Below are 25849 nucleotides of genomic sequence, written 5' to 3'. Positions count from 1 at the left end.
CCTTTTATTATTATCCATAAAGCAAGTTAAGACTGATTCTTGCGACGTCTTAAACTGCCATACAAGGCCAAACCAATTAACCCTAATGCAGACCACAACCCTGTACTTCCCGCACTGGTTTTATCCTCATCGTTAACCACTGCATCGTTTAAGTCTAAATCCACAATCACGGGGTCATGGTCAGAAGAGCGATAAGCATCGTCCGCATAAAATGCAGCAATTTGCTCCTCAGTTTTATATTCTTCGTTATAGTCTAGTGCCGTCGGTTCATCTGCATTGATATGCCATGCAAATGCTTTTTTCACCAAAGGATAAAGTGCTGCATCGGCAATCGCATGATCTAGATTTCCTGCACCACCATAACCTTGAGCATTACTGGCTACGCCGAAAACATAGCTATAAGCTGTTTTCCCCTGACCAATTTTTTCATCATTCAACAATACTTTATAGTTAGCTTGTTCAAGCGCCAGAATTGGATCTTCTTTGGCATAGCTGTTCAGATCACCTAACAGTAAGACATTTGGTTTACTCACCTGTGTTGGATTCTTCGCGACCCACTGCATTAACGCTTGTACCGCTTTAACGCGGGTTGGATTCCAGCAACCTTGACCGTCGCCCTGATCTGCCTCTATCGAAGTTTTATCATCTGGACAGCTACCTTTAGACTTCAAATGGTTCGGAATAACCGTAAAAGTCTTCCTACCTGATAAAGCTTGAAAGGTTTGCGCCATCGTGACTCGGTTTTTCTGGCTCTGGTCATCAAAGACCGCTGCAACATTGATTGGTTTGACCCGCTTGGCATTATAAATAATGGCAACAGCAATCGCATCAGTTCCAAGTTTGTCAGCATTCGGAGGCGTTACATATTTCCAGTCACTCCCCAGAGCTTGGGCTAAATAAGCAACTGCACTACGCTCGCCATAACCATTGTTGGCAATTTCCATCAGACCATAGACATCCGCATCAATCGCTTTTAATGCACTGACAATTTTCTGATGCTGCTTTTTAAACTCAGCTTCGGAACTTGCACCACGTTCCGTAGGAAAACCTTGTGCCAAACCATTGTCATAATTCAGTACATTAAATGCTGCAACACGAACTTGTTGTGTAGCCTTTGCTGGAACGCTTGCACGTGGGTTTGTCGCGTCTAAGACTTGTGGCGCTGTTGCACCAAGCACAGGTTGAATTCGCCATTGGTTATAGCGGTATTCTAAAATGCCTTGTACGTTTTGCAGTTGTGCACCTGTACGTAGGGTATTTTTAGCACTAAAAGCACTTGGCAACCACGGCGTTCTGTTCTGATTGTTATAGCCATCATCCAAAATAAGTTTAGAACGTAAATTCTGTTGTGCCAGCGCTTTGGCTTCCGTTGAATGAGCAGGATATAGATTGGTTGGGATATATAAACGCGCGGGGCTTAAAGCCAACTGACCATAACGTCCATAGTCATAGTTTTCACTGACCGTTAGCGTTTGAGGAATATTGACCAACATGCCTTGATAGCGTTTTGGTGCATGGCCTGAAGTTTCAGTCAAATTATCAAAAGGCAAATTGATCGCCATTGGTTTAACCAAGTCACTCGCCGAAGGATTACAGACATTAATATTACTGCTTAAATCTTGAAGCTGTAATTGGTTCTGATAGGTTTTTAACTTGCCTCTGAAAATTACTTCCTGCCCCACTTGCCCACCTGTCACGCTACTTGAAGATGGCACATAGACAAACACCGCATTACTGGTATTTGCAGTTGCCTGAGTATCTGGGGTTTGGACAAAGAAACCTGAGAAACCATTGTTATAACGATAATCAGCCGTGATTACGCCTTTCACCACATATTCCGCATCTTGCGCTGCACTTTGCAATGCCGCAATTGGGATAGCTGTCGTACTACAGCTCACAGTGGTTAGGGGTGGTTCCGTATTTCCAGCAAGGTAACTGGAAAAAGCATCTCGATCTGACCATTTTTCCCATGCCGATGCCAAATCAAACGGTGCGGTAACATCAATCCCCGTACTAGAAACATTATTGCTTAATAAAGTGCGTTTAAAACTATTCGCTGTTGCAACACTACCCCATCCAGTGCTTGGTCTTTCGCCCACTGTACCAAAGCGGTCAATCGCAACGCCATTATGATAAAGCACCAAAGTGTCGTCACCATTGAAAGCTAAGTTCGCCTGCTGTTGCACTGCATCGCCCAGAGCTTCTTTTAAAGCAGAATGCCCGACCAAGTAATGCCCCCTTGCCGCCAATTGACCTGTCAAATTCACTGTCAAATTTGCACTGGTACTGCCATTTGCGAACTGCTTGATCTGATATTCTGCCAAATTGACCGTCGTCGGGTCTGGATTATAAATTTCCAATCCTTTCTTATTTGAAGTTCCATCCACATACTGACTAAATAATAGTTGTGCATACGCAGGAAAAGAACAACCCGCTAAAATCAGGCTCAGGCTTAATATCTGTGGCTTAAAGTTTTTCATCATTTTTTTATCAGTTGGTTAAATCAGCTGGCAGGTTAATTTTTATTCGTTACATCATGATTAATAAATGATGACAATTTCTAGGCTGCGCAAACATGGTGGTGCTGAATTTAATAAATTCTGAGTAAAAAATTTGACTTGTCCTGCTCAGGACTTACAATACCGCTTTCGAATTTCTACATCTGCCAAAATTATGACGAATGATCAATTAGACCAGCAAGTCGTCGAGCTAGACAACTTAAATGAACACCGCGAAATTGTGACATTTATGCGTCGTTCATCTCCGCTGAACACCTCGCAACGCACTGCGCTTGAACAATATGGTCACATGATTTTGGAATATCCTGTAGGTGACCTACGCCAGCAGTTTGAACATCCAGAGCGTCCGCTCACGGTTGAAATTGGCTTTGGTATGGGACGTTCATTGGTCTTGATGGCACAGGCCAACCCTGAACGTAACTATGTCGGGATTGAAGTGCATGTTCCGGGGATTGCGCAATGTGTGTATGAAGCTGGAATTGCAGGCTTAACCAATCTTCGTCTTTTAGATGCAGACGCCATTCAAGTCTTACGTGAAATGCCAGACAACAGCATCAATGCTGTGCAACTGTACTTCCCAGACCCATGGCAGAAAAAACGTCACTTCAAACGTCGCTTCGTGTCACATGACCGTATGCCACTGGTTGAGCAAAAGTTGGAAATGGGTGGCACATTCCACGCAGCAACTGACTGGGAGCCGTATGCAGAGTGGATGATTGATGTACTCGATAACCGTCCAAATCTTGAAAATATGGCAGGTAAAGGCAACAGCTATCCACGTCCAGACTGGCGTCCACAAACTAAATTTGAACGTCGTGGACTCGAAGAAGGTCATAAGATTAACGACTTCTTATTTAAGAAAATTAAATAAATTTTAGATCTTCAAAAAAATAGGGCCTAGTGCCCTATTTTTTATGCTTAAAAATGTTAGAACACATGCCTAATTTCAACCGTTGGATCATGTTCATCCAAACGTTTTGCCAAAATATGTAAACGACGAGTTGGCACTGCGGGAAACAAATGATGCTCCACATGATAAAACATGTTGTAGGTTACGACCCGTTTAAACTCATTACGCACTGTTCGCGCCATATAGACATGATCTTCTGTATCATGATGCACCGTCCATACCGCAAAAAAAGCCGTCATACATTGCCCAATCAACATAGCACTGACATGGTATTTTAAAATACTGATATCCAAGATCACAAAAACCAAAAACAATACAATGACGTTGGCAACCAGTTCAGCAGACATCCATTTTTTCTGGGTTTTAGTCCCAACCTCAAAGGCTTTTTTATGCAACATCCATGGAAAAACAGGGCCAAAAAGTAAGGCTTGCCACCACTTCATGGTTGCACTTTTCGCTTCAATATCCTCTTCTTGCATACAGTGCTGATGGTGTCGGAGGTGATTAATTTGTACTGCATGCATCGAACCGAGCATCACGATGCTCAAAACAAACATGACCCAATGAGTCGCAGGACGGCTAATACCTAAGGCAAAATGAAAAGCGTTATGTACCTGTCTGAGCCCTGTTAAGAAAAACATAAATGAGCAAAACAGCGCCAAGACATACCACTGTAAGCTTGCAAAAATGAAAGAGACGATCAACCACGGTAAAGAGATAAATAACTCACTGATCACATCGTTACGACCTAAATGAACGAGATCTTTCCACTGCACTTGTTCTAATAATGAATCTGAACGCATATACCCTCTATTTGTATTTATTTTAAGCAACACTGTACCGAATCTTAGGACATAAAAAAAGCCACGTTTTCAGTGGCTTTGCTTGTTCTTTGTGACTTGCTTCTTCGTTTATTATTTTAAATGTTAACTGTGACGTTGACTGATCTGCTGACTCATTAAGGCATATACGTCAGCAAGATCCGCTCGTTGAGCTTGCGCGAGCATCTGTTGATGCATCTGTAGAATATTCTGATCCTGACGCATCGCAGGACCAGTTTGCATCTGCTTCGGGTCATTCTGTGTAGCTTTCTGTGCGGTTTCTAAGATCAATGGTTGTAGCAGATTAAAATCGACCTGCTCTGCATCCACCACTTGTTTCGCCATGTCAAAACAATAATTACTAAAATTACAGGCAAAAACGGCCGCTAAATGCAAACTTAGACGCTGCACAGAGCTATAGCTATACACGCGTTGGCTCAGGCTTTCTGCAAGTGTATGTAGTCTTTGAAGATCCGTATTTTCAGTGGCTTCTACAAACAACGGTGTATTTGACCAATCAATTTCACGTTCCAAGCTAAAGGTCTGCAAGGGATAAAAAACCCCTGCACGTGCGTGCCGTGTAGACAAAACTGAAAGTGCTGTACTCCCCGAAGTATGTACAATCAACACATTCGGCATATATTCAGTCAAGGCCGAAATTACACTCGGAATAGACTGATCACTTACCGCAATAATCACCAAATCAACATCAGCATTTAACTGGTTAAAATGACTGACCGCCTTTGCATGTACGACTTGTGCCAAATCTGTAGCTTTGTCGAAGCTTCGGCTATAAATATTGACGATTTCATGCTGAGACATCAGGGCTTTGGCCAAATGATGAGCCACCCGCCCCGCTCCAATTAAACTGATCCGCATCTTCATTTCACTATTTTAAAGTACCTACAGCATGCCAATAAAAAAAGGATGAAGCAATTCATCCTTTTTTTATTAAATTGACACTGACCCACTAAAACTTACGCAGGGTCAAAATCTGTTCACTACGGCCAAATGGCCCTTGTTCATCGTGCAAAACCGCACTGGTTAAACCGATACCATCATCACCATATTGCTGAGTCGCTTCCAAACCTAACCATTTCCCTTGGGGTAAACGGTATAAATGCAGTTGTAGGTCTAAATTGGGAAAGCCCCATCCAGATGCTGGATTTTGACGTGGGACAATACCATTGGCTGTGTCGACCATGCCCAATAAGCGCACAAAACTTGATGTGTCCTGAGCTTCCACCATGTCCAAATCATTATGTAACCAGACAATGCCTTTACCAGCACGGTGCCCTTCTGCCGCACGTGTCTCAATACTTTGGATATAACCACCCGGCCAACATTTCATCCCATCCCATACTGGCAAAGTTTCAGGATGTACAATCGATTGATCTTCTAGCCCTGCAATTGCACTGGTATCTTGCTTCATCATTTTCCAAGCACGGGCCACAATACAAGTCTTCCCGTTTGCCTGCATTTCCGCCTCGATCAGTTCAATGGTTTTTCCAGCACGAATGACACGGGTATGCACCGTAAACTCACCAAAAGCGATCAGTCCAAAAATATCTAAACTCACGCGTCCAATGCGCATCTCATCGCGTGGTTGAAACTGCTCTAACTCCGCACATAAAACCCCTGTTGCAGGTGCCATGTGCTGTTCATGCGGGTTCCATGCGCCTTGTGCATGAATATTGGAAAGATAAGACGCCGTACAGCTCCCATCACTGTGCTGTTCACGATTTAAAAGTTGATAATAGGCTGCCATGTGTATTCCTTCATTCTTATCTTTAAAATGGATCTTTTCACTGCCATTGGTTTTTACTTTTGTGCAAAAAAACCATAATAATTCAACAGTTGACTATAAGTTCGTACTTCATTAAATCCAACTTTAGTCAGAAGCTCTCGCATCTGGCTGACCGAGACCAAATAAAAATCTTGTTGCAGGCGCTCAATCATTTTTTCACTCTGTACCACCGTCAAACCATTGCTCTGACATAGTGTTTGTAAAACCTTGAGTTCAGTGTCATCACTAGAACGCATCAGGTCATAGCTGAGCAAAATGGCTTGCGTTTTAAGACAGCGTAAAATGTCGGCAAAGAAGAATGACTTTGCTTCAAGTGGAATAAAATGCGCCACCAATATGGCTAAAGCGGCATCAAACTGTGCACTTTCCTGTAATGCCGTCGTATCACCATGAACAAAGTGAACTCGCGTTAAATCAATATTGCTAGCGCTCAATAACTGCTGTGCTTTTTCAATCATGGTCAAAGATGGGTCGACAGCGGTAAAACTCCACGTTGGATGCTGCGCCAACAAATATGAAAGCTCATAACCTGTACCACATCCCACAATCAATACGTGCGCATGTTCTGGTAGATGTGTTTTTAAAATGGCTTGAATTTGCAGATGAACTAACTCATATCCTGGAATGAGCTTACGAATATGTTGATCATAACCATCCACTACAGTTTGACTCTGAAAGTCTTTCGCCATTTTATTGTTCACTCATCTACTTTTATTCGTCGCCCTAAATCTACACTTTCATCACCGCATGTTCTAGCACTTAAGCCACAGCCATAGCATCGACCGTTAACTCAACAAGTTGCGGTTTGGCTTTTTCTGCATGTAAACCCAGTTTTTGAAAGAGTTGTTGATCCTTGCCTTGTGCTGTATTTGGCGTAGTCAGCAATTTTTCACCAGAAAACAGTGAGTTTGCACCTGCCATAAAAGCCAAAGCTTGGTCGGCATCGGACAACGATTCACGTCCTGCGGACAGACGAATATAGCTTTTCGGCATAATGATACGTGCTACCGCAATAGTGCGAATCCACTCGGTCACATCTAACTTTTCAACTTCTGCCAAAGGCGTACCTTGCATAGGAACCAGCATGTTGATCGGCACAGATTCGGGATGTATCGGTAAAGTCGCCAATTCAAACAATAAGCCAATTCTATCTTTGGTCTCTTCGCCTAGGCCAACAATCCCGCCACTACACACTTTTAAGCCTGCCTCTCGAACATGACTTAAGGTATCCAAACGGTCATCAAAACTACGGGTACTAATCACATTTGGGTAGTATTCACGCGACGTGTCTAAGTTATGGTTGTAATAATCGAGTCCTGCACCTTTTAAACGTTCGGCTTGTGAAGCATTCAACATGCCTAAAGTCATACAAGTTTCTAAACCCAATGCTTTCACTTCACGCACCATATCCAAGACATAAGGCATATCGCGTTCATGTGGATTGCGCCATGCCGCGCCCATACAAAACCGAGTAGAACCCGAGGCCTTCGCCTGTTGTGCTTCGCTAATGACCTTTTCAACCGCAATTCTTTTTTCAGCTTCAAGCTTTGAGTCATAGCGCGCAGACTGTGAACAGTATTTGCAGTCTTCAGGGCATTTGCCTGTTTTGATCGATAGTAAAGTACTGACTTGAATCGTATTCGCTTCAAAGTACTGACGATGAATTTTCTGTGCTTGAAAGACCAAATCTAAAAAAGGCTGTTGGTAGAGTGCTTGTATTTCAGCGCGAGTCCAATCATTTCTCAGGTGCATATGCTATTCCTTTTGCTTTTCACTTCGGACTTTCCTTCGGCTTTAACCCAGCAAAGGAAAGTCCATCTTCAACCTTATGCGATTTCTTTCAAATCCAGTTCATTACGCATAAATTCCTGCAATTTAAACTTCTGCGCTTTGCCCGAGGCTGTCATTGGGAACTCATTAAAAAACCGTACATAACGTGGGACTTTATTGTGTGAAATATGTTCCGCACAGTACTGACGGATCGACTCTTCCGTAATTTCATGATGCTCATGTAAAATAATACAAGCACACAACTCTTCACCATAACGTGCATCTGGCAGACCAATGACTTGGACATCGCTGACATCAGGATGGGTATATAAGAAGTCTTCGATTTCTTTCGGGAATAAGTTTTCTCCGCCACGAATGACCACATCTTTAATTCGGCCTTTAATTTTCACAAAGCCAGCTTCATCCATTTCTGCGATGTCACCTGTATGCATCCAACGTGCTGAATCAATCACTTCTTGTGACTTCTCATGGTCTTCCCAATAACCCAACATTACCGAATAACCACGCACACACAGCTCACCCAACTGACCACGTGGTACAACTTTGCCTTGTTCGTCTACAATTTTAATTTCAAGATGTGGATGGACGCGCCCCACAGTTCCGACCCTTTGTTCAACTGAATCCGAGGTTGAACTTTGTGCACTGACAGGTGCCGTTTCAGTCATACCATAGCAAATGGTAATTTCGGACATATGCATCCGATCAATAACACGTTGCATAATTTCACGTGGACAAGGACTGCCCGCCATAATGCCTGTACGTAAACTGGAAAGATCAAAATCATCGAACTGTTCATGCTCTAAAATAGCAATGAACATGGTCGGTACACCGTATGCAGCCGTACATTTTTCCTGCTGAATGGCTTTTAACGTTTCTAAAGGATTGAACACCGCCGATGGATAGACCATGGTTGAACCATGCGTAATACAGGCCAAATTACCCATCACCATACCGAAACAGTGAAAGAGCGGTACAGAAATACAAACACGATCGGAAGGACTTAAATGAATGGCTTCACCAACAAAATAACCATTATTGAGAATATTATTATGTGTCAGCATTGTTCCTTTCGGGTTACCTGTGGTGCCCGAAGTAAACTGGATATTGATGGTTTCATCAAATTGCGATTCGCTTGCAACAAGCTCTAATTGATTGAGCTGTCTCTTGCTGGGGGGAGTAAGCAAATCACTAAAACGATGCAAACCCGTATGCTCTTCTTCATCAATTTTAATAATATATTTCAAATGTGGCAGTCGTTCTGCCTTTAACACTTTATTTTCAGCACCTTTAATTTCAGGTGCAATTTTCATTAGAATATCTTGATAATTCGTGCTTTTAAATTGCGATGCAATGACCAAGCCCTTACAAGAAACTTTATTCAACACATATTCGAGCTCATTACTTTTATAGGCAGGGTTCAAGTTGACTAAAATGATGCCTGCTTTAAACGCAGCAAACTGGGTAATCGTCCATTCCACACAGTTCGGTGACCAAATCGCAAGTCGATCGCCTTTCTTCAAGCCCAGTTTTAGTAAACTACAGGCAAACGCATTGACCTGAGCTTGTAATTCCTTATACGTGAGTCTGACATTTTGATGCAGGCTGACAACAGCATCTTGTTCCGCATACTGCTGACACGCCTGATCAAATTTCTCACCAATTGTCATGCCTAATAGGGGCTGACTGCTCGTTCCATAGGCATAACTTAACCGTTCTTGTGTCATCGAATCGATCTCCTTGATTCATTGTAATCTTGTTATTCAACTTTAATGTTCTATGACTACTTCCCTTCAAACACCAAGCCTTGTGTTCACACCTGCTACTATTTTTCCTCCTGAACCTGAACTGCATTGACACAAAATTCGGCAATTTGTTTCACAAAGTAGTCTTTATAGTTTTGATCAAACATCACATTTCGAGACGGATTTAAAGGCTCAATCACCACAAAAGTCATGGCGCCGACCACACAAAGTGCTGCGGTATTTAAATCTTCAAATCCAAACTCACCGTTAATTTTCCCTGCGGCCAGTATTTCTTTGATGCTCTGTTTAATCAGCTGTTTACTGCGAAAACGTTCATGTTCTAACTCAGCATCGACTGGTTCAAACATGAGTGAATACGCAAGTTGGGGGCTATTCATGGCACGTTTCACAAACGTGGTTACCGCCTTGTCCAATTTCTGTTTTGACGAGAGCTCACTTTCAGCAATGTGATTTAAAATTTTCACCTCATGCTGAATGGCCTCAGACAAAACCTCAATTAACACTTGGCTTTTGTTATCGAAGTATCGATACACCAAACCACTCGAAACACCCGCGCGTTCAGCAATTGCTTGAATTTGCGCGTCTTTAATCCCCCCTTGAGCAATAAGTTCACGAGCAGATTTCAAAATCGCTTCCCGATTTTGTTCCATTCGTTCTTGCATCAACGATGATCTTTTATAACTCATAATTCTATTCTCAACCAGATAAAATGAATTGTAAATCAATTTGTGAATTTTAGTTCACTTTTTTAAAAATTCGATGTATTGTAAAAATCAAGCACAACAAAAATGCTTTATCAGGAACAATAAATACACTCATAGGACGAATGAAGAAATGACCCTACAAAGCTTAAATTTTGGTTTAGATGAAACACTCATTGCACTGCGTGATTCCGTTGCGGCTTTTTGTGCCAAGGAAATTACTCCTATTGCTCAACAAGTCGATCAGAACAACGAATTTCCAGCTCAGTTGTGGAAAAAATTTGGCGATATAGGCTTACTCGGTCTGACCGTCAGTGAAGAATATGGCGGTACAGGCCTAGGTTATTTGGCACATATCATTGCCATGCAAGAAATCTCACGTGCTTCAGCTTCGATTGGTCTTTCTTATGGTGCACATTCTAACCTATGTGTGAATCAAATTAACCGAAATGGTAGCGAGGAACAAAAACAACGTTATTTACCAAAGCTAATTTCAGGTGAGTATGTCGGAGCACTTGCCATGTCTGAACCAAACGCAGGCTCAGACGTAGTCAGCATGAAGCTCAAAGCTGAAGATTGTGACGATCACTTTCTGTTAAATGGCTCAAAAATGTGGATCACCAATGGTGGTGATGCTGATGTGCTTGTGGTGTATGCCAAAACTGATCTGCATGCAGGCGCTAAAGGCATGACAGCCTTCCTTGTAGAAAAAGGCATGGAAGGTTTTAGCCACGGCACACATTTAGACAAGTTAGGTATGCGCGGTTCGAACACTTACCCTCTGTTCTTTGACAACGTGAAAGTGCCAAAAGAAAACGTAATGGGCGGTGTTGGAAACGGCACGAAAGTACTTATGAGTGGTTTGGACTATGAGCGTGCGGTTTTAAGTGCAGGTCCTTTAGGCATTATGGATGCCTGCATGGACACCGTGATTCCCTATATCCATGACCGTAAACAATTCGGCCAAGCGCTCGGTGAGTTCCAGTTGATGCAAGGCAAAATTGCCGATATGTATTCGACTTGGTTGGCGTGTAAAGCGTTGGTTTATGCCGTGGGTGCTGAATGCGATAAGGCTGACCATAACCGTAGTCTACGTAAAGATGCAGCCAGTGCAATTTTATATGCTGCGGAAAAAGCTACATGGATGGCAGGTGAAACCATTCAGACCTTAGGTGGAAATGGTTATATCAATGAATTTTCTGCAGGCCGTCTATGGCGCGATGCAAAACTCTATGAAATTGGCGCGGGAACTTCTGAAATTCGCCGTATGTTGATTGGCCGTGAACTGTTTAATGAAACAGCTTAACCCTCCACAACAATAAAAATGACCAGGATGTTCGTGATGAATCAATTACATAGCAAGATCAATATTCGAAGTGAAGACTTCAAAACCAACCAAACCGCGATGCAAAGCTTGGTCGATGACTTAAAGCAAAAAGCAGAACAAATTGCTTTAGGTGGCGGTGAAGCGGCGCGACAAAAACATTTGGCACGCGGAAAACTGTTAGCACGTGATCGTATTGATCAGTTAATTGATGCAGGCACGGCATTCCTTGAAATTGGTCAGTTGGCGGCACAAAACGTCTATGCAGACGATGTGCCTGCGGCTGGTGTCGTTGCTGGTGTAGGTCAGGTCAATGGTGTGACCTGCATGATCGTCGCCAACGATGCGACAGTAAAAGGCGGCACGTACTACCCACTGACTGTGAAAAAACACTTACGTGCTCAAGAAATTGCGGAGCAAAACCATCTGCCCTGTATTTATTTGGTGGACTCAGGTGGTGCCTATTTACCCATGCAGGACGAAGTTTTCCCTGACCGTGATCACTTTGGGCGTATTTTCTATAACCAAGCACGCATGTCGAGCATGGGAATTGCCCAAATTGCGGTGGTAATGGGCAGTTGTACGGCTGGGGGGGCATATGTACCTGCCATGTCTGATGAAACCATTATTGTGCGTAACCAAGGGACGATTTTCTTAGGTGGCCCACCATTGGTGAAAGCAGCAACGGGTGAAGTGGTTAGCAGTGAAGACTTAGGTGGTGGTGATGTGCATACTCGCCTGTCTGGTGTGGCGGATCATTTGGCTGAGAACGACGAACATGCCATTGCCATTGCTCGTAATATCGTGGCCAACCTAAATAAAACACCACATACACGTGCAACAGAGATTGAAGAACCATTATTTGATGCAACTGAACTGTATGGTGTTGTGCCAAGTGATGCACGCAAACCATTCGATATTCGTGAAGTGATTGCGCGCATTGTCGATGGTTCACGTTTTGATGAATTCAAAGCCCGCTTTGGCACCACCTTAGTCACAGGTTTTGCCAAAATCTATGGCATGCCCGTTGGCATTATTGCCAACAACGGTATTTTATTTTCAGAGTCTGCACAAAAAGGGGCTCACTTTATTGAACTCTGTACGCAGCGCAATATTCCCCTACTGTTCCTCCAAAACATCACTGGCTTTATGGTTGGCCGCCAATACGAAAATAAAGGCATTGCCAAAAATGGCGCTAAACTGGTCATGGCTGTTGCAACCGCAAATGTCCCGAAACTTACCCTCGTGATTGGTGGTTCATTTGGTGCAGGCAACTACGGTATGTGTGGTCGTGCCTATTCTCCACGCTTCATGTGGACATGGCCCAACTCGCGTATTTCGGTCATGGGTGGTGAACAAGCGGCAAGTGTATTGTCGACCTTAAAGCGTGATCAAATCGAAAAACGTGGCGAGTCTTGGTCTGCGGCAGAAGAAGATGATTTTAAACAACCCTTCCGTGACCAATTTGAACGCCAAGGCCATCCATATTATGCATCGGCGCGTTTGTGGGATGACGGTGTGATTGATCCTGCACAAAGCCGTCAGGTGCTCGGTTTAAGTTTAGCTGCAGCCTTAAATGCACCCATTCAACCGACCAAATTCGGCGTGTTCCGCATGTAGGAGATGAGCGATGAGCTTTCAATATTTACAACTCGAACAACGCGACCAAGTGGCAACGGTATGGATTAATCGTGCAGAAATGCATAATGCCTTCAATACTCAAGTGATTGAAGAACTGCACCGCTGCTTTAGCGAACTCAATACACGTGATGATGTCCGTGTCGTGATTTTAGCAGGACGTGGCAAAAGCTTCTCGGCGGGTGCTGACCTGAACTGGATGAAAGAAGCAGGACAAGCCTCACAGGCTGAAAATGAAGCCGATGCATTAAAACTAGCGAAAATGCTACAAAGTTTAGCGACTTTAAAACAACCGACCATCGCCCGCGTGCAAGGCATTGCTTTTGGTGGTGGCATGGGACTAGCTTCTGCCTGTGATATTTGTGTCGCAAGCAGCGATGCTAAGTTTGCGACATCTGAAGTGCGCTTAGGTTTAGCCCCTTCAACCATTAGTCCTTATGTGATTCGTGCGATTGGCGCACGTCAAGCTTCACGCTACTTTTTAACCGCAGAACGTATTTCTGCGGAACAAGCCCTACACATTGGTCTAGCGCATGTGGTGGTCGATGCTGAACATCTGGATGAAAAAGTCGCAGAAATGGTCGATGCCTTACTTTTGGGTGGGCCAGAAGCACAAACGGCTTCAAAACAACTTATCCAAATGGTCGATCAGCAAGTGTTAACCGAAGCATTATTGTTGCAAACCGCACAACATATTGCCCATGTACGCCAAGGATCAGAGGCGAAAAATGGCTTAAATGCTTTTTTAAATAAACACAGTCCAGTCTGGATCAAGACGACGGCATAACAACAAGAAAGGATATCGATATGTTTAATAAAATCTTAATTGCAAACCGTGGTGAAATTGCTTGTCGTGTGATCCGAACTGCAAAAAAAATGGGCATTGCCACCGTTGCAGTCTATTCAGATGCTGACGCTCAAGCACAGCACGTGCAACAAGCCGAAGAAGCCATTTATATCGGCGAATCCCCTGCTGCACAAAGCTATCTACAAATTGAACGTATTATCCAAGCTGCCTTAGATACAGGCGCAGAAGCAATTCATCCAGGTTATGGCTTTCTATCTGAAAATGACCAATTTGCCAATGCCTGCCAAAAAAACAACATTGTCTTTATTGGTCCACCTGTAGATGCCATTTTAGCCATGGGCCTCAAAGCCACCTCAAAATCTTTAATGGAAAAAGCAGGCGTACCGCTGACACCGGGCTACCATGGCACCAACCAAGATCCTGATTTTTTAAAACAACAAGCCGATGCCATTGGCTACCCTGTGCTGATTAAAGCCAGTGCTGGCGGTGGTGGTAAAGGCATGCGTTTAGTTGATCGCGGCGAAGACTTTTTAAGCCATCTAGCTTCATGTAAAAGTGAGGCGCGTTCAAGCTTTGGCAATGACGATGTTCTGGTTGAACGCTATGTAGTACAACCGCGCCATATTGAAGTACAAGTTTTTGGTGATACACATGGTAACTATGTGCACCTCTTTGAACGCGATTGTTCGGTACAACGTCGCCATCAAAAAGTATTAGAAGAAGCACCTGCACCCCAAATGGCAGAGCCAAAACTCGAAGCCATGCGCCAAGCCGCTATTGATGCAGCACGTGCAGTGGATTATGTCGGTGCAGGGACAGTTGAATTTATTGTGGAACAAGACGGCACGGCGTATTTCATGGAAATGAATACCCGCCTGCAAGTTGAGCACCCTGTAACAGAGATGATTACAGGGCAAGATTTGGTGGAATGGCAATTACGTGTAGCTTTTGGTGAACCACTACCAAAACAACAACACGAGCTCAGTATTCATGGTCATGCATTAGAAGCACGTGTCTATGCTGAAGAACCTGAAAAAGGTTTCTTACCTGCAATTGGTAAAATCCACTACCTGCACTACCCTCAGCAAAATGAGCATGTCCGCGTAGACAGTGGCATTGTTGAAGGGGATGAAATCACGACCTTTTACGACCCAATGATTGCCAAATTAATTGTTTGGGCAAAGAATCGTGAAGCAGCACTCACCCAAATGCACCATGCACTGAGTCAGTTTCATGTCGATGGCTTGGGCAATAACATTGCATTCTTAGACCGTTTGGTCCGTTCAGAATCGTTTAAGACCGCCAACCTAGACACCAACTTAATTCAACGTGAAGAAGCGTTTTTACTGCAACACAATGAAACCGCTTCTTCAGAGCTCATCATCACGGCGGCATTGATTGAGCTCTTGTCTCGCTTTGCCAGCAATAAAACAGATGCAAATCCTGTATGGCAAGCCGAGTCTCTATGGCGTTTAAATATTAATGCCAGCTATGCCATTAAACTGGCACTGAACGATGAAGAACATAAAGTCTATTTCAGCCCAACAGCAAAAGGCTTTACAGCGAAGTACAATGGAAAGAGCGTCTTCATTCAAGGTGAATTGTTAGAGGCACATTTAGCTAAAATTGAATGTGCAACAAGCAAAAAGACCTATGCTTATAGTTCAAATGCACAGGGCCTAACCCTGTATGCAGACGGTCAAAGCTATAAATTTGCACATATTAAGCCTAACTTTAATACGGAAGATGATGCTTCTGATGCCAATAACTTAAAAGCACCAATGCCGGGTGTGATTACGCAAGTCTTGGTACAAAACAACAGCGCAGTGAAAAAAGATGATGTCCTCCTCACGCTTGAAGCGATGAAAATTGAATATTCAATTCGTGCTCCACATGATGGCATTGTCTCTGCAGCTTACTTCCAAGTCGGTGATCAGGTCAAAGCAGGCGATGAATTGGTTGAGTTTTCAAGCTTGGAAGGTGCCGCATGAATGAATTTGTCAAAATTGTCGAAGTTGGGCCGCGAGATGGTTTGCAAAATGAAAAGACACCTCTCACCGTGGATGACCGTCGCAAACTGATTTTAGATTTAATGCAGACAGGACTCAGTGCCATTGAAGTGGGCTCTTGTGTCTCTGCAAAGTGGGTTCCACAAATGGCACAAAGTGACGAACTCTTTGCCAGCTTACCCAAAGATCCGAATATCAGTTTTAGTTTACTGACTCCGAACCTGAAAGGGTTTGAGTCTGCTTTGGCAGTCGGCTGTCAGGAGGTTGCCGTTTTTACCGCAGCCTCCGAAAGCTTTACCCAAAAGAACATCAATTGCTCCATTGACGAAAGCTTTGAAAAGTTTGCAGACATCATGACTGCGGCGAAAGCCCATAACATCAAAGTGCGTGGTTATGTGTCTTGTATTGTGGACTGCCCCTATGAAGGCGCAATTGCACCGAGCAAAGTTGCACACGTCAGTCAACGTTTGCTAGACATGGGCTGCTATGAAGTGTCCTTAGGTGAAACGATTGGTACGGCGACACCAGACCGCGTGAAAAAAGTCTGGCAGGCGTGTTTAGCTGAAATGGATGCTGCGAGTTTAGCAGGACATTTTCATAATACCTATGGCATGGCCATTGCCAATATTTACCAGTCTTTAGAACAAGGCATTCGTGTATTTGATTCGTCCATTGCAGGTCTAGGTGGCTGCCCTTATGCCAAAGGTGCATCGGGCAATGTCTCCACAGAAGACCTTTACTACCTACTCTCCAACATGGGCTATGACACAGGGATTGATCTTGATGCACTGATGGTTGCCAGCCAAAACATCAGCCAAGTACTACAACGCACCAATCCATCTAATTATGCCAATGCCTACTGGCAAAAGCGCTGTGCCTAAGCCATTCAATTGATAACGAGAACACTATGGTCAATAAAGTTTATTCAAGTGCAAAGGATGCACTGCAAGATATAGTTCAAGATGGTCAAACCTTAGCGGTTGGTGGCTTTGGTTTATGCGGTATTCCAGAAAGTCTGATTACGGCCTTAAAACAAACGGGCGTGAAAAACCTCACCTGTATTTCAAACAATGCAGGCGTCGATGGTTTCGGCTTAGGACTCTTATTAGAAAGCAAACAGATCAAAAAAATGATTGCTTCCTATGTAGGCGAAAACAAAGAATTTGAACGTCAGTTTTTAAGTGGTGAGCTTGAAGTTGAACTCACCCCTCAAGGTACACTGGCAGAAAAACTCCGTGCTGGTGGTGCGGGCATTCCGGCTTTCTTTACCGCAACAGGTGTCGGTACGCTCATTGCCGAAGGCAAAGAAGAGCGTGAGTTTAATGGCAAACCTTATATTCTAGAAAACTCGCTCACCGCTGACATTGCACTCGTGAAGGCATACAAGGCCGATACTGCAGGTAACTTAATTTTCCGTAAAACCGCACAAAACTTTAACCCAGTATGTGCGATGGCTGGAAAAGTCTGCATTGTCGAAGTTGAGGAAATTGTTGAAATTGGCGCTTTAGATCCAGACCAGATCCACCTGCCGGGTATTTATGTCAATCGCATTGTGCTGAATGCAAACCCTGAAAAACGTATCGAACAACTCACATTAAAAGAGGAGGCTTAACCTATGGCTTGGTCTCGTAATGAAATGGCACAACGTGCAGCGCTTGAGCTGGAAAATGGTTTTTATGTCAATTTAGGCATTGGCTTACCCACACTGGTGGCCAACTATATTCCTGAAAATGTCAACGTCTGGTTGCAGTCTGAAAATGGATTGTTGGGTATTGGCGAGTTTCCAACGGCGGAAACGGTCGATGCCGATTTAATCAATGCTGGAAAACAAACTGTTACTGCACGTCAGGGCGCCGCATTTTTCTCTAGTGCAGATTCTTTTGCCATGATCCGTGGAGGTCATGTCAATATCGCCATTTTAGGGGCAATGGAAGTCTCACAAAATGGCGATTTGGCCAACTGGATGATTCCGGGTAAAAAAGTCAAAGGCATGGGTGGCGCCATGGATTTGGTTGCTGGAGTACAAAAAGTGGTGGTGCTCATGGAACACTCTGCAAAAGATGGTACACCGAAAATTGTCGAGCAGTGTAGCCTGCCTCTGACAGGTAAAAATGTCGTACATCGCGTGATTACTGACCTCGGTGTCATGGACATTACGCAGGAAGGTGTCAAATTAGTTGAACTGGCGAAAGATGTCAGTTTTGAAGACATTCAAAAAGTGACAGGTGTTGCTCTGATCCGTTAATTCAACATCATTTATACCAATAGAAAAATAATCCAATGCCTTTAAAGCAGCGATCCTGTTTTAAAGGCATTTCTATCAGCACGGATAGGCTGAATCAAAAATTCATACCCCATAGATAAAAATGGAATCAATGCATGGAAAACTCTCAAAATATTTTGCAACGTTTTGCACTACGTGTCAGTGATTGGTCAGAGAAATGGTTTCCAGACTCTTATATTTTTGCCCTATTGGGTGTAGTGATCGTCGCGATTGCCTCGATCAGCATTGGCGCACCTGCCAAAGATGTCGCAGTTTCCTTTGGTGATGGTTTTTGGAGTCTGATCCCTTTTACCTTACAAATGTGTATGCTGATTGTGGTTGGTTATGTGGTTTCTGTTTCAAAGCCTGTAGAGCTGCTGATTCAAAAAATGGCCCGAATTCCCCATAGTGGTCGCGGTGCAATTGTGCTTGTTGCCACGGTCAGTTTATTAATTTCGCTGATTAACTGGGCCATGAGTACGGTACTGACTGCCCTGCTGGTGATTGCGTTAGCTAAACGCAAAGAACTGAATATGGACTATCGTGCTGCCGCTGCCGCCGCGATTATTGGTATGGGAGCAACGTGGGCCTTAGGTATTAGTTCTTCTGCGGCACAACTGCAAGCCAACAAAGCCAGCCTGCCCGAATCGATTTACAATCTAACCGGTGTGATTCCCTTCACCGAAACCATTTTCTTGCCTCAGTCGATGATCATGACGGCTGTATTGATTATTGCCTCGATTGCTATTGCATTTTGGTCTGCACCCAAAGGGCAAGACATTAAAACCATTGATCAATTCCCCATCCAGTTTGAGGAAGAAACTAAGCCGACAGCAACCACAAAACGCCCAGGAGACTGGTTAGAGAACTCGCCTTTATTGAGTATCTTGATTGTGCTCTTGGGTCTAGTTTGGATGTTCAATGAGTTCAGCAAAAGTAATCCGATCTTGGCCATTTCAAGCCTAAATACCTACAACTTTATTTTCCTGATGCTGGGTATTGCACTACATGGTACGCCACGAAATTTCCTCAATGCTGTCACCAAAGCCGTGCCAGCAGTCTCAGGTGTCCTGATTCAGTTTCCACTGTATGGCAGTATCGCCTTTATGATGACGCAAGCACTGAACAGTCATGATTTGTCGCTATCACATTATATTGCTGAGTTTTTTGTTTCGATTGCCTCCAAAGAAACCTTTGCCATTGTGATGGGCTTATATTCTGCCATTTTAGGCTTTTTCATTCCTTCTGGCGGTGGTAAGTGGATTATTGAAGCACCCTATGTCATGCAAGCTGCACATGATTTAAAAGTGCATTTAGGCTGGTCGGTGCAAATCTATAATGCTGCTGAAGCCTTGCCGAATTTAATCAACCCATTTTTTATGCTGCCAATGCTTGGCATTCTCAAATTAAAAGCCAAAGATGTGATTGGCTTTACCGTCACTCAATTGGTTTTCCACCTACCTTTGGTGCTTTTCCTACTTTGGATTTTAGGCCGTAGCCTGACCTATATGCCACCTACCTTCTAAACCAAGGAAGAAAACACAATCTAAATAAAAAAGGACGAATCATATTCGTCCTTTTCTCATTCTATAAATATTCAATAAAGCGTATTTTTAATGTAGCCCAATTAATTAAACACATTATTTAAATACACAATGCGCTCATTGGTTTTTTGATTAAAGCACTTGGTATATTGCAATTGTTGATCTTGGGCACGTAAAGCATCATCCCAATATTGTGACTGCTTTTGATAAGTTTCTTTTTCACTATCCGTCATTTGGTAGACACTTTTTTGAGAAATCACTTTACAGTCTACATCACGTTTTTCAAACCAATCCGTTTGGTCTTGTTGAAGCTGCTGTTTTTGCTCCTCAGTGAAATTGTCCCAAGTTTGGTTCAGACGTTCCACCACTTTGACTTGGTCAGCGTCCAATTCCTTCTTACGAATATTCATGGCTTTTTGTGCCAGTTCCATCTGCGCAACTTCTTGCTCATTATATTGTTTTATATTCTTTTGTATTTCTGCATTTTCTTTTTCATATGCCGCAAACTGAACCGCATGCTGCGTCACCAACACTACACCATCAATCACGCCATTTTGATTGGGTACATTCAGGCTAATGCCTTCTTTATCCGTTTTAATGATGTTATAGCTAAATGCACCTTGTAGCTGATCATTGTCTAAGTTGAGTGAATATTCACCCTCTTCTAAGACATCACGCAAAGTACTTTGATAACCGTCCTCACACTCTTCACATGGACGCGCTAAAAACGCATTTTCAGCACGTTTCTGTAACCCTTTCGGGAAAATCACCACCAACTGGCTTTCGCAGTCCAATTGCTTCGCTGTATCAGGCTTTTCTGTGGTCGTTGAAATCCCTTTAATTTCAAAGCGAATACCGTTATTAATCTGCGTTAATAATTTTTCATCGGCCTCATATTCACGGCTATCACGCAAACGGCGGTCTAGGGCTTTTAAGTATTCAGCTTTTAAATGCGCCTGAATTTGTTCGACATTGGCAGGAGCCGTACAACTCCAATCTGACATTTCTTGCGGTTCAGCAACCGTTTCTGTTTTATTCTCGATTCGGTTACAAGCACTTAAAAATAAACTGCTCAAGATTAGACTGGCAAAAATTGTTTTCTTCATCATTGTTATAAAACCATAAGGCTGTTGTTTTTCGCAGCGTATTTAACCAAAAAATAAGCTTTTATGCGAGTAGCTATATAAAAGAACCCTGCCGTAGCAAGGTTAAAATATCGTTTAGTTGGCCTTTTCAACACCACGATCATCCACTTCACGCACCACACCCGAGTCTGTATTTAAAATCTCAAACTCGATACGGCGGTTTTTAAACTTGCCTTCATCAGTTTGATTATCTGCTATTGGCTTTTCTTGGCCATAACCAATCGCTCGCAACTGCGCAGGATCGACGCCTTTAAAAATTAAATAATCCACCACCGCTTGTGCTCGATTTTGTGACAAGGTTTTATTGACTGCTGCATCTCCCGTTGCATCTGTATGCCCCATCACGGTCAGTTTGACTTGTGGTGCTTTTTGCATCAGCGCTGCGGCCTGATCCAAAATCGACTTATTGACATCAGGAATACTCGATGAAGCTGTATCAAAGTTAATAATTTGCAAGTTCAATGCCGTGGCAACGTCTAGTGCTCGAACTTGCTCAGGATTAATTTCTGCCAGTGCACGCTCAGCATCACTAATACTGGTATCAACGGCACGGTTTACATCCAGTGGTTGCTGAGTCACAACCGTCATATTGCGCAGTAAAGGTTTAATTTGATCTGCCACTTTAAGTGCATTGGCTGGATCTTGTGATTGAATCGATAACTGATTGCCAAACCAGGTTAAATTTATATTTGGCACACCTTTCAATGCACTAATTACACTAGGTATCGCATCTTGGTCGATAAATTCAGTGTGATACATACTCTGCATATCTGCACCACAACCGATGCTGTTATTAAAAATTTGCTTTACTTCTTTTTGTAAAATTTCAACATAAGCCGCATTGGCTGAGAAAATTTGGCAGGTGACCAAGTCTCCTGTTGCCCCAGTGGTGATTTGAAATTTAGCGGGTTGGCTGGCATTCACATTTGCAGCAGGTGCTGTTTCAGTGGTGGCTTTGTCGGTACAAGCCCTAAAAATAAAAGCAAACAATGCCGCAAAAATAATTAAAGCCAAAATTGGCAGTAAAAATGACCGTTTATCATCTACTTTTGTAGCATGTACGCTTGCAGGTGCAACATGTGTAGCTTGTCCTTGTAAGGTATTTACCCCCAATCCGGCCAGTAATGCAGTTGCCCACTCAGGTAAGGCACGACTAATGGAATCTGTGTTGACCTGTAGTAAATGGGAAATCGCTTCAGGTTCTGAAGAACCTGCCTCTGTCGTTAAAAATGCTAATGTAGGTGTAATCGAACGGCTCAAGGTACTTTCAATTTCATCTGCGGATGCTGCCCCGCAAACATGCTCCAAAAACTGTTGCTTGAGACTAACATTCGATACAAAAGCATCATTAAGACGTGGATTCAACTGCTGTTGAAATGCAGGAATCAGTTCAGACTTTGACTTTAATATAGACAGTAAAATTGGTAAAAAGGATTGAATTGCTTGATTTTTTTCAAGTAAATGTTGTGTATCACCCTCTAAAACAATTGCAGAGACATTTTGTTTTAGTAAATCCATAAAATCGACATTCATGAAGTCTTACCCCACTTTTTCTCATTGTTTTCATCATCATTTTCCAGTTTATCTGTTCATTTTTTACACTTTGTAAAATATTGTATTTGCATCAGTTTTACCTAGGCCCAATAAAAAAGCCAGCCGAAGCTGACTTTTTAATCCACGTTTAAGGCAATATTTAAGCTGCAAAAGTTTTTAGAACTTTTCCTTTCACCACTTGATTGATCAAAGGCGTATTTTTACCTTGCGACAAAATATTGTCTTTATTCACAATCCAGTCTAACTCAGGATCAACCAACACCCAACCAGCTTCAGCAGACCAACGTTCAAGCATATTGGCTACCGTGGCTGGTGCAATCGTGACTTTTTCGACCCATTCCAAAGGGCTAAATAAACCTTCACGCACCAATTGCACACCGAAAGTTACATAGGTATCAAAAGCGGTAATACCTGGCTGTGTTTCAGCAAATGGTGCAAGCTTTGCAGAGCTGCTCAGCGGTTCATGATGCGTACAAATCGCATCGATCACTCCACTTTTCACACCTTGGCGCAGGAGCTCTTTATCCGACTCAGCACGTAACGGAGGACGGACGTGTGCAAGTGAGTTAAAGCCATCAATCAGCTGATCTGTTAAATGCAGCTGATGCATTGCCACATCGCATGTGACTGGCAGACCTTTATCTTTAGCGATTTTGATCAAATCAACAGAAGCGCCTGTAGACAATAAGCCAAAGTGAGCACGAACACCCGTCGCTTCAATCATTAACAAATACTTGGCAATGGCAATGGTTTCAGCAATCGCAGGGATGGTCGGTAAGCCCTGACGCGATGCCACAAAGCCCTCATGGACACAGCCATCTTTGGCAATTTGCGGTTCTTCGGCATAAAACACGACCGTCATGCCAAGGCCAGCTGCGTATTCTAAAGTGCGCAGCACCACATCGTCATCTGCGAAAGGCGCATTGGCATTTGAAACGGCTGTACAACCGCCCTTTTTGAGACCCGCCATATTTGCAGGTTGCTTACCTTGTAGACCTTGGGTTTGAGCACCAATCACTTCCAGATAAATGCCGCCATCCAGCATCGCTTTTTCCATCAAACCATGAATTAAAGCACCATTGTCTTGCACAATCGGTTTTGAGTCTGGCGGTGTAAACACATGCAAAATACCATTTTCACGCGCAGCACGACCTTCTGATTTTAGTGTCCCGTGCTGTTGCTGACCCGGCTCACGTAGGCGTGCACATAAGTCCACCATGGTTGGCATCAACCACTTGCCTTGACCATCAATCGTTTCAGTGACATTGGCTGTTTCAGCAACCAACTTGCCATTTTCGATATATACCGTTTGAACCGCATCTGTTTGATGAATTGGGTCAAGAACACGTACATTTTCAATTTTTACAACAGTCATGACTTATTCCTTATCCCGCAATCGCGTCTAACAAACCTTGCTCTTGCAGTTGACCTTGCATTGCAAGCGCCAAAACTGCCATACGTACAGCAATCCCGTTGGTCACCTGATTTAAAATCACAGACTGTGGACCATCGGCAATACTGGAATCAATCTCTACACCACGGTTCATAGGCCCCGGATGCATAACGATGCAATCAGGTTTTGCCATCGCAAGACGTTCTTTGTTTAAACCGTACATTTTGTAGAATTCAGCTTGAGATGACAGCGCAGGCGAATCAATACGTTCATTTTGAATGCGTAAGGTAATAATTACATCGCAGTCTTGAATCCCTGCTTCCATGTTATTAAATAAACGTACACCTTCACCATATTCGTCAAAACCATATGGCAGCAGCGTATTCGGTGCAATTACACGAATATCTTTACACCCCAGTGTTTGTAATGCAGCAACATCTGAACGCGCCACGCGTGAATGTTTAATATCACCAATGATGGCAATTGAAATATCTTCAAATTTCTTTTTGGTTTCACGGCGAATGGTCAGCATGTCCAACATAGCTTGTGTTGGATGTGCATGACGGCCATCACCTGCATTGATAATTGCAACGTGTGGACAAACGGTTTGGGCAATAAAATGTGCCGCACCCGACGAAGAATGACGTACCACAAAAATATCCGCAGCCATCGCTTCTAAGTTCCACAAAGTGTCTCTGAGCGTCTCCCCTTTGGAAGTACTTGAACGTGCGATATCGATATTTAATACATTTGCAGAAAGTCGTTTTGCCGCTGCTTCAAAAGTAGTACGAGTACGGGTTGAGTTTTCAAAGAAAAGGTTCATTACCGTTCGACCTTCTAAGAGGTTGTTGGTAATCAGCTGATTTTGGTCATTAAAAAAGGACTGCGCGGTGTCCAATATTTTTGTAAGAGTTTCTTTAGAAAGACCTTCGATGGTGAGGAAGTGTTTGAGATGACCATCTTGGTTGAGTTGAATCTGACTCGGAGTATGCAATGCTGCCAAGTGCATGAGAGATTCCTTGTACGTTAAGTTAACGCATTATACAGATTTTCTTTTTGATTTGGACCTCAGTTTAAAACAATTGCCTTAATTATCATCGGCTTCAAAACTAAGATTATGAAATTCTTATCTATTATTTCAACCAGTTAAATTAAACCATTAAAGGCTAAATCACCCAAATTCTGAGTCCATCAAATTACTATAAATATCAATTCTATAGAGTTTCTTATCTCACTTATCCCAAGTGGACATTTTAAAAAGCTCTCTTGCGAGAGCGATCCAACTTCAGTGATTCTTATCGTAAAGCGCCAATATAGTGATGTGACACTTGGGCACGGTAGATTTCTTCTTCAGTGGCTTCCAACTCATGTCGTGTCGTGTCGACCTGTTTAGGTTTCTCGATCACGGCGGTTTCTTCATAGTTAAAAACATCCATGACACTGTCTAAACGACTCACCAGACGAATCAGTTCAGCATCTTCCGTACTTAAAGCAAGCTCTGCCATCTGACGTGCATAACTTGGATTTTCCACCAAATACATCACATCAATTACACGCCCCGATACACGGCGCAGACGTGCATAAAGTAAAGTTGCAATTGAAAAAGCATCAGCATGACTTACAACACCGCGATCTAACTTGGTCGACATATTCATCCCCTTTCAAGTGAAAAATATTTACTGACGATCTATCAGAAATCAGTCAGCAAATTTAACTTGCAAGGATTTAGCAAAATACGTACCAAAAACGTTATTGTTCACATGGTGATTCATTTATTTTGATATTTCCGCTGAGTAGAGGCATATTTAAAAAACCATTCAGAGGCAAAATACGTTAAACTTTAGCGAGTTTATTTTGTT

22 protein-coding genes are annotated in these 25849 nt (G+C 43.1%); 9 read left to right on the top strand and 13 right to left on the bottom strand.

Translation table 11 applies throughout. The annotated features are described in order from the left end of the window. Nucleotides 1-26: 26 nt before the first annotated feature. The gene (locus F986_RS14250) at nucleotides 27-2480 is read right to left on the bottom strand and encodes an ExeM/NucH family extracellular endonuclease (protein ID WP_026056396.1); all 2454 of its coding nucleotides are present in this window, start codon (nucleotides 2478-2480) and stop codon (nucleotides 27-29) included. Nucleotides 2481-2673: 193 nt separating this feature from the next. Between F986_RS14250 and trmB the strand changes: the two genes are divergently transcribed. Beyond that, entirely contained in the window at nucleotides 2674-3390 is a 717-nt protein-coding gene (trmB, locus tag F986_RS14245) for a tRNA (guanosine(46)-N7)-methyltransferase TrmB (protein ID WP_005400603.1), read from the top strand. 56 nt (nucleotides 3391-3446) lie between these two features. On the opposite strand, the gene F986_RS14240 is transcribed toward trmB, so the two are convergent. The 7 genes from F986_RS14240 to F986_RS14210 all read right to left on the bottom strand — a co-directional run bounded on the left by F986_RS14240 (nucleotide 3447) and on the right by F986_RS14210 (nucleotide 10297). Further along, nucleotides 3447-4232 (bottom strand): fatty acid desaturase family protein, encoded by a 786-nt coding sequence (locus F986_RS14240; protein ID WP_004696228.1) that lies wholly within the window; start codon nucleotides 4230-4232, stop codon nucleotides 3447-3449. A 123-nt stretch (nucleotides 4233-4355) separates the two neighbouring features. Further along, the gene (locus F986_RS14235) at nucleotides 4356-5129 is read right to left on the bottom strand and encodes a Rossmann-like and DUF2520 domain-containing protein (protein ID WP_026056397.1); all 774 of its coding nucleotides are present in this window, start codon (nucleotides 5127-5129) and stop codon (nucleotides 4356-4358) included. A gap of 91 nt (nucleotides 5130-5220) precedes the next feature. Next, nucleotides 5221-6018 (bottom strand): thioesterase family protein, encoded by a 798-nt coding sequence (locus tag F986_RS14230; RefSeq protein WP_004696223.1) that lies wholly within the window; start codon nucleotides 6016-6018, stop codon nucleotides 5221-5223. Between the two features lie 53 nt (nucleotides 6019-6071). Then, entirely contained in the window at nucleotides 6072-6746 is a 675-nt protein-coding gene (locus F986_RS14225) for a class I SAM-dependent methyltransferase (RefSeq protein ID WP_004696222.1), read from the bottom strand. Between the two features lie 70 nt (nucleotides 6747-6816). Beyond that, entirely contained in the window at nucleotides 6817-7809 is a 993-nt protein-coding gene (gene bioB / locus F986_RS14220) for a biotin synthase BioB (RefSeq protein ID WP_004696220.1), read from the bottom strand. 74 nt (nucleotides 7810-7883) lie between these two features. After that, nucleotides 7884-9572: an AMP-binding protein gene (locus F986_RS14215; RefSeq protein ID WP_004696218.1), complete on the bottom strand. Its 1689-nt coding sequence runs from the start codon at nucleotides 9570-9572 to the stop codon at nucleotides 7884-7886. A 98-nt stretch (nucleotides 9573-9670) separates the two neighbouring features. After that, nucleotides 9671-10297: a TetR/AcrR family transcriptional regulator gene (locus F986_RS14210; protein WP_004696216.1), complete on the bottom strand. Its 627-nt coding sequence runs from the start codon at nucleotides 10295-10297 to the stop codon at nucleotides 9671-9673. A 148-nt stretch (nucleotides 10298-10445) separates the two neighbouring features. Here F986_RS14210 and F986_RS14205 point away from each other — a divergent pair, with 148 nt between their 5' ends. The 8 genes from F986_RS14205 (at nucleotide 10446) to F986_RS14170 (ending at nucleotide 19880) form a co-directional block, all read left to right on the top strand. Next, nucleotides 10446-11618, top strand: coding sequence for an isovaleryl-CoA dehydrogenase (locus F986_RS14205; RefSeq protein ID WP_004696214.1), 1173 nt, complete (start codon nucleotides 10446-10448; stop codon nucleotides 11616-11618). 36 nt (nucleotides 11619-11654) lie between these two features. After that, complete coding sequence (locus tag F986_RS14200; RefSeq protein ID WP_004696213.1) at nucleotides 11655-13256, top strand: carboxyl transferase domain-containing protein; 1602 nt, start codon at nucleotides 11655-11657, stop codon at nucleotides 13254-13256. A gap of 10 nt (nucleotides 13257-13266) precedes the next feature. Then, nucleotides 13267-14061 carry an enoyl-CoA hydratase/isomerase family protein gene (locus tag F986_RS14195; protein ID WP_004696211.1) on the top strand — a complete coding sequence of 265 codons (795 nt, stop codon included), beginning with the start codon at nucleotides 13267-13269 and terminating at the stop codon, nucleotides 14059-14061. 20 nt (nucleotides 14062-14081) lie between these two features. Next, nucleotides 14082-16073, top strand: a complete 1992-nt coding sequence (locus tag F986_RS14190; protein WP_004696209.1) for an acetyl/propionyl/methylcrotonyl-CoA carboxylase subunit alpha — start codon at nucleotides 14082-14084, stop codon at nucleotides 16071-16073. Beyond that, a complete protein-coding gene (locus F986_RS14185) occupies nucleotides 16070-16972 on the top strand; it encodes a hydroxymethylglutaryl-CoA lyase (RefSeq protein ID WP_004696207.1) in 903 nt (300 codons plus the stop codon). Before F986_RS14190 ends, F986_RS14185 begins: the two co-directional genes overlap by 4 nt. 26 nt (nucleotides 16973-16998) lie before the next feature. Continuing rightward, nucleotides 16999-17703 carry a CoA transferase subunit A gene (locus F986_RS14180; protein ID WP_004696205.1) on the top strand — a complete coding sequence of 235 codons (705 nt, stop codon included), beginning with the start codon at nucleotides 16999-17001 and terminating at the stop codon, nucleotides 17701-17703. Nucleotides 17704-17706: 3 nt separating this feature from the next. Continuing rightward, nucleotides 17707-18336 (top strand): CoA transferase subunit B, encoded by a 630-nt coding sequence (locus F986_RS14175; protein WP_004696203.1) that lies wholly within the window; start codon nucleotides 17707-17709, stop codon nucleotides 18334-18336. A gap of 134 nt (nucleotides 18337-18470) precedes the next feature. Next, entirely contained in the window at nucleotides 18471-19880 is a 1410-nt protein-coding gene (locus tag F986_RS14170) for a short-chain fatty acid transporter (RefSeq protein WP_004696201.1), read from the top strand. 101 nt (nucleotides 19881-19981) lie between these two features. On the opposite strand, the gene F986_RS14165 is transcribed toward F986_RS14170, so the two are convergent. The 5 genes from F986_RS14165 to F986_RS14145 all read right to left on the bottom strand — a co-directional run bounded on the left by F986_RS14165 (nucleotide 19982) and on the right by F986_RS14145 (nucleotide 25639). Then, complete coding sequence (locus F986_RS14165) at nucleotides 19982-21004, bottom strand: hypothetical protein (RefSeq protein WP_026056398.1); 1023 nt, start codon at nucleotides 21002-21004, stop codon at nucleotides 19982-19984. 114 nt (nucleotides 21005-21118) lie between these two features. Then, nucleotides 21119-22576, bottom strand: a complete 1458-nt coding sequence (locus F986_RS14160) for an OmpA family protein (protein ID WP_004696197.1) — start codon at nucleotides 22574-22576, stop codon at nucleotides 21119-21121. Between the two features lie 160 nt (nucleotides 22577-22736). Further along, nucleotides 22737-23972 (bottom strand): dihydroorotase, encoded by a 1236-nt coding sequence (locus tag F986_RS14155; protein WP_004696195.1) that lies wholly within the window; start codon nucleotides 23970-23972, stop codon nucleotides 22737-22739. A 10-nt stretch (nucleotides 23973-23982) separates the two neighbouring features. After that, on the bottom strand, nucleotides 23983-24999 hold the full coding sequence (locus F986_RS14150; protein ID WP_004696193.1) for an aspartate carbamoyltransferase catalytic subunit: 1017 nt from the start codon (nucleotides 24997-24999) through the stop codon (nucleotides 23983-23985). Nucleotides 25000-25285: 286 nt separating this feature from the next. Next, entirely contained in the window at nucleotides 25286-25639 is a 354-nt protein-coding gene (locus tag F986_RS14145; protein WP_004696191.1) for a hypothetical protein, read from the bottom strand. Nucleotides 25640-25849 lie beyond the last annotated feature (210 nt).

Origin of the sequence: Acinetobacter johnsonii CIP 64.6, from assembly GCF_000368045.1 — a bacterium.
GTDB classification, from domain to species: Bacteria; Pseudomonadota; Gammaproteobacteria; order Pseudomonadales; family Moraxellaceae; genus Acinetobacter; species Acinetobacter johnsonii.
The sequence above is the reverse complement of the archived record's forward strand: the minus strand, read 5'-3'. Positions and strand labels throughout refer to the sequence as shown.